The organism is Brucella pseudogrignonensis (genome assembly GCF_031454375.1).
GTDB lineage: Bacteria > Pseudomonadota > Alphaproteobacteria > Rhizobiales > Rhizobiaceae > Brucella > Brucella pseudogrignonensis_A.
Genome location: NZ_JAVDQT010000001.1, coordinates 94,344 through 106,869, shown reverse-complemented (window position 1 = coordinate 106,869; position 12,526 = coordinate 94,344). Strand labels below are relative to the sequence as shown.

Sequence of the window (12,526 nt, the reverse complement as noted above, 5' to 3'; positions counted from 1 at the left end):
TCATTGCGCTGCTGCCCCTTCAAGACCCTGAATAATCTCTGTCTGGGCACCCGCGCGCAACATCTGCGCACCCTTGGTCACAACGAGATCACCTTCATTCAGACCGGATGCAACAATCACCCGCTCTTTTTCAAAAGCAAGCACCTGCACAGGAACCAGCGCTGCAAGCTTCGTATCTTTAGCGATCCGCCACACAGCTGTATTTCCGGCATCCGATGTGACCGCGCTCCACGGCAGAATAAATACTTCCCGCCCATCCATATGCACGGTGCCGGTGACGATTGCTCCAAGCGCCATTTGCTCAGGCACTTCCGAAATTCCAACCTTCACGCGCACAGTGCCGGTTTGCGCATCGACTACCGGGGAAATTTCGCGGATGCTGCCTTCGGTCTTAACCTCTTCATCCGAAAGCAAACCCAGCGTCACGCCCATGCCAATCTTGGCATGATTGACCAATGTTTCCTGCACGTCGAAAATCGCATCGCGCGCGCCGTCTTCAGCAATCGAAAACGCGGTCTGTGCAGCCTGCACCACCTGCCCGCTCTCGACGTTACGCGCCGTTACAACACCTGAAACGGGGGCGCGCAGCTCAGTATAAGACAGCTCATCGCGTGCATTGCTCAACTGGCTTTCCGCGTTGGATACTGTGCTTTGCGCGGTGCGTAGAACCTGTTGTGTCTGATCAAACTGGCTGCGCGTCGTAAACCCCTGCCCCAGCAAAGCCTGCTGCCGCTTGAAGCTTGCCTCGGCCTGCACGAGCTGCGCACGCGCTGCGTCTTGCGAGGCTTGTGCCACCCGCATATTGGCTTGCTGCTCAGCATTATCGATGCGCGCGAGAACTTCGCCCTTATCGACATGCTGACCGATTTCGACAAGGCGTTCGACAACTTGTCCATTGACGCGGAAAGAAACATTGACCAGCGAGCGGGCAGCAATAGCACCCGATAAAGTCAATTGCGGCTGATAATCAACAAGTGTGCTTTCAACCACAGCAACGGGGATTGTCCCGCTCATTTCAGCATATGCAACATAGCCAAAACCGCCGACAACGCTGCTTGTCAAAAGAACCATAGCAATAGCTCGAAGACGAACCTTTCTTATCTGCATAAGCGGAGGAGTTTCACTAGCCATTTGAACGGTTCTCGCCTGTTTCTACGGCGCGAACAATGCTATTAAATGAGTGCTAAGGAAAGCACGCCTTCTAAACATCATTAACTGCCAATTATGAATTGTCCGGAATATCGGCACACCCTCCGGACAAAACAAGAAGCAGAATAAATTATCTGCGTGTATCCTCAATAAGTCGAACACCAGCAGCATTTAACGCGTACTTTGTGCGCTGCGTCCGCTCATCGCGTTGACGAATAGAAATATAACCACCCTCTGCACTCAATGCTGCAATTTCGCGCAACACGAGCGCATGCGCCACCCCCAATATTCGCGCAAAACTGCGGCTGTCCGATGCAATCTCAAGTGCCGCTGCCGCAAGAATACCCGCACCCAGCCGTGAGATTTTGCCAGATTGCACTTCAAGTGCATCGACCAGCGCCATATAATCAGTGGCGTCGGTCACGCATTCACAGCCTGCACGGGCCGAAATGACACGATAACCGACTTTGATGTCGGCGTATCGCTACCCTCACCGGCGCTGCCAAGCGGCACCAGCACGTTCATTTCAGGGTAGTAACCAGCAATACATCCACGCGGGATGTCATAAGGCACAAAGCGGAAATCACGCGCAACGCGCTCAACACCATCGTTGAAATCGCCAACAATATCGGCACGATCACCCGCTTCAACACCAATATCCGACATATCGGCAGGGTTCATGAACACCACCTGGCGCTCGCCATAAACACCGCGATAACGATCATCCATGCCGTAAATCGTCGTGTTGTACTGGTCATGACTGCGGAAGGTTTGCAGAACGTAACGCCCCGGCTTACCGCGCGCCTGCTGATGCTCGACCGCTTCCGGCAATGTTCCGCTCCAAAACGTCGCTTTGCCTTTTGGCGTACGCCATTCGAGTTCCCGTGCAGAATTGCGCAGATGGAAGCCTCGCGGCACCCGAACCCGCACATTAAAATCGTAGAAATCAGGCAGTACCTTCGCAATGTGATTGCGGATCAAGTCATAATCATCAGCCAGCGCCAGCCAGTTGACGGGCTTTGCTCCAAGCGTGGCATTCGCCATTCCCGCAATAATGCCGATTTCCGAACGCAACAAAGGCGATGCTGGTTTATTGATGCCACCGGACCCATGCACCATGCTCATGGAATCCTCGACCGTCACAATCTGCGCAACACCTTTGGAGTTGAGATCAATCTCAGTGCGCCCAAGGCACGGGAGAATGAACGAATCCTGTCCCGGCACCAGATGCGAATGATTGAGCTTGGTGGCGATATGCACTGTCAGTCGTTGTGAAGACAGCGCTTTAGAAATGATCGGGCTATCCGGCGTGGCGCGGGCAAAATTACCACCAAGCCCGATGAAGGCCTTCGCCGTTCCATCCAGCATAGCGCCGATTGCAGCAAGCACATTATGTCCCGGCGCACGCGGAACCTTGAAACCGAACTCTTTCTCCAGCGCATCCAAAAACGCCGCTGACGGCTTTTCGTTAATGCCAACGGTGCGGTCGCCCTGCACATTGGAATGACCACGCACAGGACACAGACCAGCACCCGTTTTACCAATATTGCCGCGCAGCAACATGAAATTGGTAATCTCGCGAATGGTGATGACCGAATGTCGATGCTGCGTAACACCCATCGCCCACGTGCAGATCACCTTGCCGGCCTGCATATAAATACGTGCTGCATGTTCAAGCGACTGTCGCAACAAACCAGACTGATCTTCGATTTCTTCCCACGTCGTTGCGTCAACAGCCTTGCGATAGGCTTCAAACTCGGCCGTATGCTGCGCCAAAAATTCCCGATCAAGAACCGACGGCTTCCCCTTAGCGAGAGCTGCATCATCAGCCGCAAACACCGCCTTGGCCATGCCACGGAAAGCCGCCATATCACCACCGAGACGCGGCTGATAATAATCGCTGGCAATCGCTTCGCTGCCGCCGCGCATCATTTCGAGCTTATCCTGCGGGTCGGAAAAACGTTCCAGTCCGCGCTCGCGCACAGGATTGAAAACCACAATCTTCGCACCGCGTTCGGCTGCGCGCCGTAAATCGCCCAACATGCGCGGATGATTGGTGCCGGGATTCTGGCCAACGACAAAAATCGCATCGGCATGCTCGAAATCCTCAAGCAGTACAGTGCCTTTGCCAACGCCGATAGCCTGTGTCAGCGCGACACCGCTCGCCTCGTGACACATATTCGAGCAATCAGGAAAATTATTGGTGCCATAGGAACGCACAAACAGCTGATAGAGAAATGCGGCCTCATTGGAGGCACGGCCCGATGTATAAAACTCAACGCGATCCGGCGTATCAAAGCTCTTTAAAATACTGCCAATAGTCGCAAAAGCCTCGTCCCATTCGACCGCTTCATACTTATCGCTCGCCGCATTATAGCGCATCGGATGCGTCAAGCGCCCGGTGTTCTCCAGCGCATAATCCGTCCACGAGCGCAGTTCGGACACCGTATTATCGGTGAAAAACTTAGGTGTGGTGCGCCGCTCGGTAGCCTCCCAAGCGACAGCCTTCACACCATTTTCGCAAAATTCAAACGACGAACCATGTTCCGGATCGCCCCATGCACAGCCGGGGCAATCAAAACCGTCGGGCTGATTGGCTTTGAGCAGTGCCCGCGCACCTGTCAAAGGCGCACCGCTGGCCAGCAATTGCTTGCCGCAACTTTTTAACGCACCCCACCCACCAGCAGCACTCGACTTTTTGCCGATAAATCCAGTGTCGTGAGTTTTGCTCATTTTGCTATCCTCGACTGCACAACGCTTCATGCCCGATTATCTAAGTTTTTGCGCCTCTTGACCTTCAATATGCGTCAAAACTAGCCGCTAACTGTCTCAAAGTTATCTTTACTTTATACCATATGGCATCAACATCTCAGTCACAAAAGCCACCAGATAGTATAGTCCGAAGAGTTGTGGCATCAAATAACCGCGAGCAATTGAAACTGTGATGATTGTTTTCCTTGATTTCAGCAACGCAATCGGTCATTCGACTGGTAAACAAAACTGACCACAAGGGGTGGAGAATGCCCAAAATCGTTGAAATCGCTGACCTGAAGCGATTGGCAAAGCGCCGTGTCCCGAAGATGTTCTTCGATTATGCAGACTCTGGCGCATGGACGGAATCGACCTATCGCGCCAATGAAAGCGATTTCTCGAAGATCAAGCTTCGCCAGCGCGTATTGGTCGATATGACTAATCGCTCGCTTGAAACGACGATGATCGGTGAAAAGGTTTCGATGCCTGTCGCCCTCGCCCCAACGGGTTTGACCGGCATGCAACATGCGGATGGCGAAATGCTGGCTGCACAGGCTGCCGAAGCCGCTGGCGTTCCTTTCACCCTGTCAACTATGAGCATTTGCTCCATCGAAGATGTTGCATCGGTTACAAAGAAGCCATTCTGGTTTCAGCTTTATGTCATGAAAGATCGCGAGTTCGTAAAGAACCTGATCAGCCGTGCCAAAGCAGCTGGCTGTTCGGCTCTGGTGCTCACCCTTGATCTGCAAATTCTCGGCCAACGTCACAAAGATTTGCGCAATGGCCTGTCTGCCCCGCCAAAATTCACGCCAAAGCATATCTGGCAGATGGCCACCCGCCCCGGCTGGTGTCTGGGCATGATGGGTACGCAGCGGCGCACCTTCCGCAACATTGCCGGACACGCCCAAAACGTGACTGATCTTTCCTCCCTTTCATCCTGGACGGCCGAACAGTTCGACCCACAGTTGAGCTGGAACGATGTTGCCTGGATCAAAGAACAATGGGGCGGCAAACTGATTCTCAAGGGTATCCTCGACGAAGAAGATGCTTTGATGGCAGCAAAGACCGGCGCCGATGCTATCATCGTTTCCAATCACGGTGGCCGTCAGTTGGATGGCGCCGTTTCCTCAATCTCGATGCTCAAACCAATCGTCGACGCTGTTGGCGACAAGATCGAAGTGCATATGGACGGCGGCGTTCGCTCCGGTCAGGATGTGTTGAAGGCTCGTGCACTTGGCGCGCAAGGCGTCTTTATTGGCCGTCCATTCCTTTACGGTCTAGGCGCAATGGGTAAAGAAGGCGTAACGCTGGCACTCGACATCATCCGTAAAGAACTCGACGTGACAATGGCGCTTTGCGGAAAACGCAACATCAACGACATTGATCAATCGATCATCAAGTCAGCAGACTTCCGCTAAAATCGATTTCCCGGCTACGGCCGGGTTCTCGCCTACGATGCGGAAATTGGGCCGCGCCAATCAAATACACCATTAAGTTTAGTGCCCACTAATAAGAAGTAACTATCGCTTAAGCATATTCATTTACCATGTTCAGCTAACGGTGCGGGAACCGTACTATTTTCGGTTGGAGTTGGATTAATGAGATATGTTTCTGCAATAGCGCTCATATCATTTGGTGTGCTGACAGCTACAAACGGCGCGAAAGCCGCTGATATTGTTTTTGAAGAACCGCCAGTAGTAGTAGCGCCGCCAGCAGCCTCTAACTGGTACATTCGCGGCGACATTGGCTATAATTTTAAAAACAAGACCGACGGCCACTGGGATTTCTGGAATCAATATGCTGAGGAAAATCGCGGTGTGGACGACACCTTGAGATATGACAGCCTCAAGCTAAAAGCCGGCGCCTCATACGGTGTTGGTGTTGGCTATCGTTTCAATGAAATGCTTCGCACTGACGCCACATTAGATTTCTTTCGTGCCGGTATAAATGGACGCACAAGATGCCCAAGCTTGGTCAAGATGGGCATGAACCCGCCACTGAATCTCGTTGATGATAATTGTAAATATGAAGATTCATCAACCGCAAATATATGGACTGCTATGGCAAACGCATATGTGGATTTGCCTAAAGTTGGAGTTGTAACCCCCTATCTCGGCGCGGGGCTTGGTGCTGCTTACGTGAAGTACGGCAACTGGACCGACAAGCAGGTATGTGCCAATAACTTTCCAGCGGATTGCGCACAGCAATTCGATAAAAATGGTATCGACACCTGGCGTTTTGCAATGGCACTTATGGCTGGCGTAAGCTACGACTTGACCAACCAGTTGAAACTTGATGTCGGCTATCGTTATCTGCGCATTAATGGCGGTAATGCGTATGGTTATGACAAGTATGATCGTGCAGAAGATACTGGTTATGGTCATGGCGTTGGAGCTTCAGGCGCACAAGGTCGCGACAACGGCTTCAATATCCACACGGTCCGCGCTGGTCTTCGCTACGAATTCAACTAAGATCTGAAAAATAATCAGAAAAAACCCGGCAGATGCCGGGTTTTTTTATGCCCTCGTGACAGGCGCTTTTGACAAAAGCACTGTGCGGATTGCAAAGCTCGAATGGATACGCGCAACGCCCGGCAATCGCGACAGAATTTCCTTGTGAATGATTTCATAAGCGGCAGCATTATCGGCTTCAACGCGTAAAATATAATCGGCATCCCCGGTCATCAGATAGCATTCCTGCACTTCCGGATGCCGACGCACAGCTTCCTCAAAACGGTTGAGATATTCCTCTGTCTGCCGGTCCAGCGTAATGCGCACAATCGCCACCAGTCGTTCATCACCGCCCGATGAACCAACAATCGCCGTATATCCGCGGATAACACCACTTTCTTCGAGAATCTGCACACGCCGCAGACAAGCGGACTGCGAAAGCCCAACTTCGGCTGCAAGCTGGCTATTGGTCATACGCCCCTCACGACGAAGGCAGCGGATGATATTACGGTCGATGCTATCGAGTGTCGCCATGCAGAATCTTCAATCTAAAAGCTAATAAGTGCGTAAATCATGCTAAAATTCGCATAATGTACGACAAATAGCAAAAACATTCGAATAGTCTTCGATTATCATGAAACCTATCGCTTTGGGGGCAAGGAATTGTGATCCGAACCATCAGAGCGATGTGCTTTTGGGAGGAAGCGGATTAAATTCCAGTCATCCCACCAACAAATTGAGTGCACTGGAAATGAGCCCTATGTCGATGCATTTTTCTCAAACGGAACGAGACCTCGCCGCTGGTGGCGTGCTCACTATCGACCTGGCTGCTCTCCGCCACAATTATTCGACCATTGCAAAGCGCATCGCGCCAACTCGTGCGGCAGCAGTGGTTAAAGCAGATTCCTATGGCTTGGGCGCGGATCGCGTCGCACCGGCTTTTTATGAAGCAGGCTGCCGCGATTTCTTTGTTGCCCATCTTGGCGAAGCAATTTCGCTCCGTCCTTTTCTCAATCCTGATACGACGCTTTATGTGCTGAACGGGCTTCAGCCCGGCACGGAGGCCGCCTGCGCACGGGAGAAAATCCTGCCCGTTCTCAACTCGCTTGAGCAGATTGCAAACTGGTCAGCACTTGCAGCAAGCCTCAATGAAAAGCTGCCCGCGCTTTTGCAAATTGATACTGGCATGTCGCGCCTTGGCCTGTCCGCCAAAGAACTCGATCAGCTTGTCGATGACCAGCATCTTCTGGACCACATCGATGTGAAATACGTCATCAGCCATCTGGCAAGTGGTGACGAACCGGAAAACCCAGCCAATGCGCGCCAGCTAGCAGCTATGTCGGCAGCGCTTGCCCGTTTGCCAAAAATGCCCGTTGCATTCTCAAACTCTGGCGGCTGTTTCCTCGAAAATACTTATCACTTCAATCTCGCCCGTCCGGGTGTAGCGCTCTATGGCGTTGGACCTGCCGCAGGCGAAAATCCCATTAAGCCAGTTCTCGAATTGTCCGCACGTGTCATTCAGGTGCGCGATATCGATAAAGGTGCAGAAGTTGGTTATGGCGGCACATTCATCGCCGACAAGCCCATGCGAATTGCCACAATCGCGGTCGGCTATGCCGATGGCTGGTTCCGTGCTTTGAGCAATAAGGGCTCGGCCTTTTTTGGCGATACGCGTCTGCCGATTGTCGGTCGCGTTTCGATGGACTCCATCACGCTTGACGTCACGGCGCTGCCAGAAGGCACGCTCACACTCGGCAGCATGGTCGAACTCGTCGGCCCGCATCAACGGCTAGAAGATGTGGCGCGTGATTGCGACACCATTCCCTATGAAATCCTGACTTCGTTAGGCCACCGCTATGCCCGCGTTTACGTGGATAGCGACGCGGCAAACACAAAAGCATAAGTATAAGAGGCGAACATGCAGATCATCATTCTCGGCAGCGGCGTCATCGGCGTCACCACGGCATATTATCTGGCCAAACAGGGCCATGAAGTCACCGTCGTTGATCGCGAAGAAGGTCCTGCGCTGGAAACCAGCTTCGCCAATGCCGGACAGGTTTCGCCGGGCTACGCATCACCATGGGCTGCTCCCGGTATTCCATTGAAGGCCGCCAAATGGCTGTTTCAGAAACATGCACCGCTGATTCTGCGCCTGACCTCTGACCCGAAGCAATATAGCTGGCTGTTGCAGATGCTCGCGAACTGCACCGAGAGCCGTTACAAGGTCAATAAAAGCCGCATGGTTCGTGTCGCCGAATATAGCCGCGATTGCCTTATGGCACTGCGCGATGAAACCGGCATTCAGTATGACCAGCGCACACAAGGCACTTTGCAGCTGTTCCGCGAGCAGTATCAGCTCGACGGCATTGGCAAGGATATTGAAGTTCTGCGTCAGGACGGCGTGCCGTTTGAAGTGCTGGACCGCGAAGATTGCGTGCGTGTTGAACCAGCTCTGGCTCGCGCCCGCGATAAGTTCGTCGGCGGTCTGCGCCTGCCAAATGACGAAACCGGCGACTGCTTCAAATTCACCAATGAACTGGCAAAAATCGCTGAAGGTCTTGGCGTAAAATTCCGTTTTGGCGTCGATATCAAATCGTTGTTGATGTCCGGCGGTAAGGTTTCTGGTGTCGAAACTTCCGAAGGCATTCTAACGGCTGACCGCTACGTCGTGGCACTTGGCAGCTACACGCCTGCACTGGTTAAATCGCTCGGCCTCAATGCGCCGATCTATCCGGTCAAAGGCTATTCAATCACCGCTCCAATCATCAATGAAGAGCTGGCTCCGGTCTCGACCGTGCTGGATGAAAGCTTCAAGATTGCCATCACCCGCCTTGGCGACCGCATCCGTGTCGGCGGCATGGCCGAAGTTTCTGGCTTCACCAAAGACCTGCCGGCTGCTCGCCGTGCAACACTTGATCTGTCGGTGAGCGATCTGTTCCCGGGCGGCGATCTCAAGGCTGCGACCTTCTGGTCGGGCCTGCGCCCAATGACACCGGATTCAACACCGATCATCGGTGCAACCCGCTATGAGAATGTGTTTATCAATGCGGGCCACGGAACGCTTGGATGGACCATGGGTCCGGGTTCGGGCAAGCTGCTCGCCGATCTCATTTCCGGCAACAAGCCAGACATTCAGGCCGATGATTTAGGCATTTCGCGTTACGCATAATGTTTCCTGAATCAAATCCGCAGCGATTTTATTCAGCCCTTTGAATAGGGAAGAATATTAGAAACTCGGTGGTGTGCAGGCGCTCACCACCTCGCAGGCCACCGGCCCCACGCATTTGAACCGATGTGGCAGCTTGCTAGAAAAATAATAGGCATCGCCCGGCCCCAATATCCGGCGCTCGCTGCCGACCGTCACCTCAATACGGCCAGAAATCACAATGCCCCCCTCCTCGCCCTCATGCATGAGCAAAACCTTTCCGGTATCTGATCCCGGCTCGTAGCGTTCCTTAAGGATTTGCAGCGAACGCGAAAACAGGTGATCTCCCACCTGCCGATAAGAAATCGGTCCCTTGCCGATCTCCACCAGCTCATCAGCCTGATAGAACACTTTGTGCGGTGCATCCGGCTCAAGCGCAAAAAACTCGGCCATTCCGATAGGAATTCCATCCAGAATGCGCTTTAATGCACCCACTGACGGATTGGACTGATTAGCCTCGATCAGCGATATGGTGGAATTGGTCACACCAGCCCGTTTTGCAAGCTCGCGCTGAGACAGATTCTGCCGCATGCGCACATAACGAAGCCTGCCCCCAATATCGATGCTCATCGACACGTCCCCTTACTGTTTATGATGTTCGATATATCACAAACTTTTGTATCAAAGCACGTAATTTCAATGATTTAAATTTTATGAGAAAAGGACTTGTTGCCTTCGATAAAGCATGTCCTGTTGGTCGCAAATAGGAGGTTCTAATGCTTAATAATACCAACGCGCCAAGTCTTGATAACTTCTGGATGCCGTTCACGGCAAACCGCCAGTTCAAGGCTGCCCCACGCCTGCTCGCAAGCGCTTCGGGCATGTATTACACCGATGTCGACGGCAATCAGGTTCTGGACGGCACCGCAGGCCTCTGGTGCTGCAATGCCGGTCATGGCCGCAAGCAGATCACCCAGGCCGTTGAGCGCCAGATCTCGACCATGGACTTCGCCCCAACTTTCCAGATGGGCCACAACATTGCTTTCGACTTTGCCGAAAAGCTCGCAGCCATTGCGCCCGGCGGCCCGGATGCCAAGCTTGATCGCGTGTTCTTCACCAATTCCGGCTCGGAATCGGTCGATACCGCACTGAAGATCGCTATCGCTTATCAGCGTGCCATTGGTCAGGGCACCCGTACCCTCGTGATCGGTCGCGAAAAAGGCTATCACGGCGTTGGCTTCGGCGGCATTTCTGTCGGCGGCCTCGTCAATAACCGCCGCGTCTTCCCGCAGATTCCTGCCGATCATATGCGTCATACGCTCGATATCGGCCGCAATGCATTCTCCAAGGGCTTGCCAGCACACGGTATCGAACTCGCTGACGATCTGGAACGTCTGGTTCAACTTCACGGCGCAGAAAAGATTGCCGCCGTCATTGTTGAGCCAATGTCCGGTTCCGCCGGTGTTGTACTTCCGCCAAAGGGCTATCTCGAACGCATCCGCGCGACCGCTGACAAGCACGGCATTCTGGTGATCTATGACGAAGTCATCACCGGCTTCGGACGCCTCGGCACACCATTTGCGGTTGATTATTTCGGCGTTAAGCCTGATCTCGTCACGACCGCCAAGGGCCTGACCAACGGCGCAATCCCGATGGGCGCAGTCTTTGCAAGCCGCACGGTGCATGATGCGCTGATGACCGGCCCGGAAAACGCCATCGAGCTCTTCCACGGCTACACCTATTCCGGCCATCCGGTTGCCTGTGCTGCCGGTCTTGCCACGCTTGAAATCTACGCCGAAGAAGGTCTTCTGACCCGCGGCGCAGAACTGGCTGAACATTGGGAGAATGCGCTGCATTCGCTCAAAGGCGCACCAAACGTCATTGACATCCGTAACCTCGGCCTCGTTGGCGCAATCGAACTTTCGTCCCGCGAAGGCGCTGTCGGCGCACGCGCTTATGACGTGTTCACGGATTGCTTCAAGAAGGGCCTTCTGATCCGTGTGACCGGCGATGTGATCGCGCTTTCGCCACCGCTCATCGTGGAAAAAGAACAGATCGACACCATCGTTTCCGTTATCGGAGATGCACTCAAACGCGCGGCGTAATTACCACCCATTAACGCCGCAACTTGGCCGCCGCTTTCCCCTGCGGCGGCTTTTTTCATTTATGAATCAAATTCTATGAAGTGCCACGCAAAGGATTCTGCACATTATCATTTTAGCGGCCACTATGCGCGAAGCCACCAAAAGCGTAATAACGTTACATTACATCGCTAAACTCAGCCCTGCGACGGCGTAAATTTTGCCACAAGCGCATGACTATCGCCCGGATAAGTGAAGCGCACGTGTGTCACCGGCTGATCGGCATTCCATGTCTGACGTTCAACGACAAGACAAGGCGAACCGGCCGGCACGCCAAGCGTCGCAGCGTTTTCCTCGGTTGAGACAACCGCGCGGATGGAATGCTGCGCATTGCTCCACGGCACGCAGGAAACAAGCCACGGACCGGGTGATTGCTCTGCAAAATCGGTTTCTGCCGCGCTCGGCACGGCATCAAGGCTGATAATGCGTTCTTCCAGCGCAAAGACCCGCTTCCCTGCATAATGACGGCAAACAAGTTCGACCAGCGGCGTGTGTTGCGGCATGTCGATATGACGCGCATCGGCCGGGCCGCTCAACCGCTCATTTCGTTTCAGCAGCTCAAAAAGATAAGGCTGCCCAAGCGCTGCAACCTCATCGCGAATATCATGGATTTCGAGAATCGCGGCTTGCGACTGCGGGAAGGAAACAAAGCTGCCCGAACGGCGCTTTCGCTCAATCAGACCGGCTTTTGCCAGCTGCGTCAGCGCCTTGTTCACGGTCATGCGCGAGCAATTATAATACTCGGTCAGCTCGTGCTCGAACGGGATGCGATGACCGGGCTGCCATTCACCAGAAATAATGCGCGTTTCAATATCATCCAGAATACGCTGATGCAGCGATATCGTAGCTTCGCTTTGTCTGGATGAAATATCCTGCACTTTGTTCCCTTT

General features: G+C 53.4%; 11 protein-coding genes. 5 read left to right on the top strand and 6 right to left on the bottom strand.

The genetic code is table 11. From position 1 onward, the window contains the following. The 3 genes from J2782_RS00520 to J2782_RS00510 all read right to left on the bottom strand — a co-directional run bounded on the left by J2782_RS00520 (window position 1) and on the right by J2782_RS00510 (window position 3,882). Window positions 1–1,071 carry an efflux RND transporter periplasmic adaptor subunit gene (locus tag J2782_RS00520; RefSeq protein ID WP_404989599.1) on the bottom strand — a complete coding sequence of 357 codons (1,071 nt, stop codon included), beginning with the start codon at window positions 1,069–1,071 and terminating at the stop codon, window positions 1–3. A 208-nt stretch (window positions 1,072–1,279) separates the two neighbouring features. Next, complete coding sequence (locus J2782_RS00515) at window positions 1,280–1,552, bottom strand: hypothetical protein (protein ID WP_310011017.1); 273 nt, start codon at window positions 1,550–1,552, stop codon at window positions 1,280–1,282. Between the two features lie 17 nt (window positions 1,553–1,569). Next, the gene (locus tag J2782_RS00510; RefSeq protein ID WP_310009668.1) at window positions 1,570–3,882 is read right to left on the bottom strand and encodes an FdhF/YdeP family oxidoreductase; all 2,313 of its coding nucleotides are present in this window, start codon (window positions 3,880–3,882) and stop codon (window positions 1,570–1,572) included. Window positions 3,883–4,169: 287 nt separating this feature from the next. On the opposite strand from J2782_RS00510, the gene J2782_RS00505 reads away from it, so the two are divergent. Together J2782_RS00505 and J2782_RS00500 are read left to right on the top strand one after the other, a co-directional pair. Continuing rightward, on the top strand, window positions 4,170–5,318 hold the full coding sequence (locus J2782_RS00505) for an alpha-hydroxy acid oxidase (RefSeq protein WP_310009667.1): 1,149 nt from the start codon (window positions 4,170–4,172) through the stop codon (window positions 5,316–5,318). 180 nt (window positions 5,319–5,498) lie between these two features. Next, window positions 5,499–6,371, top strand: a complete 873-nt coding sequence (locus J2782_RS00500; protein ID WP_310009666.1) for an outer membrane protein — start codon at window positions 5,499–5,501, stop codon at window positions 6,369–6,371. A gap of 45 nt (window positions 6,372–6,416) precedes the next feature. Here the strand turns inward: J2782_RS00500 and J2782_RS00495 are convergent, their stop codons facing one another. Beyond that, entirely contained in the window at window positions 6,417–6,884 is a 468-nt protein-coding gene (locus J2782_RS00495; RefSeq protein ID WP_310009665.1) for an Lrp/AsnC family transcriptional regulator, read from the bottom strand. A 217-nt stretch (window positions 6,885–7,101) separates the two neighbouring features. On the opposite strand from J2782_RS00495, the gene alr reads away from it, so the two are divergent. Continuing rightward, the gene (gene alr / locus J2782_RS00490) at window positions 7,102–8,253 is read left to right on the top strand and encodes an alanine racemase (RefSeq protein ID WP_310009663.1); all 1,152 of its coding nucleotides are present in this window, start codon (window positions 7,102–7,104) and stop codon (window positions 8,251–8,253) included. 15 nt (window positions 8,254–8,268) lie between these two features. Beyond that, window positions 8,269–9,519, top strand: coding sequence for a D-amino acid dehydrogenase (locus J2782_RS00485; protein WP_310009662.1), 1,251 nt, complete (start codon window positions 8,269–8,271; stop codon window positions 9,517–9,519). A gap of 57 nt (window positions 9,520–9,576) precedes the next feature. Here J2782_RS00485 and J2782_RS00480 read toward each other — a convergent pair whose 3' ends face one another. Beyond that, window positions 9,577–10,125, bottom strand: coding sequence for a cupin domain-containing protein (locus J2782_RS00480; RefSeq protein ID WP_140903681.1), 549 nt, complete (start codon window positions 10,123–10,125; stop codon window positions 9,577–9,579). A 146-nt stretch (window positions 10,126–10,271) separates the two neighbouring features. Between J2782_RS00480 and aptA the strand changes: the two genes are divergently transcribed. After that, window positions 10,272–11,600, top strand: a complete 1,329-nt coding sequence (gene aptA, locus J2782_RS00475) for an omega-aminotransferase AptA (protein ID WP_310009661.1) — start codon at window positions 10,272–10,274, stop codon at window positions 11,598–11,600. Between the two features lie 173 nt (window positions 11,601–11,773). Here the strand turns inward: aptA and hutC are convergent, their stop codons facing one another. After that, entirely contained in the window at window positions 11,774–12,514 is a 741-nt protein-coding gene (hutC, locus tag J2782_RS00470; RefSeq protein ID WP_310009660.1) for a histidine utilization repressor, read from the bottom strand. Window positions 12,515–12,526: the final 12 nt, after the last annotated feature.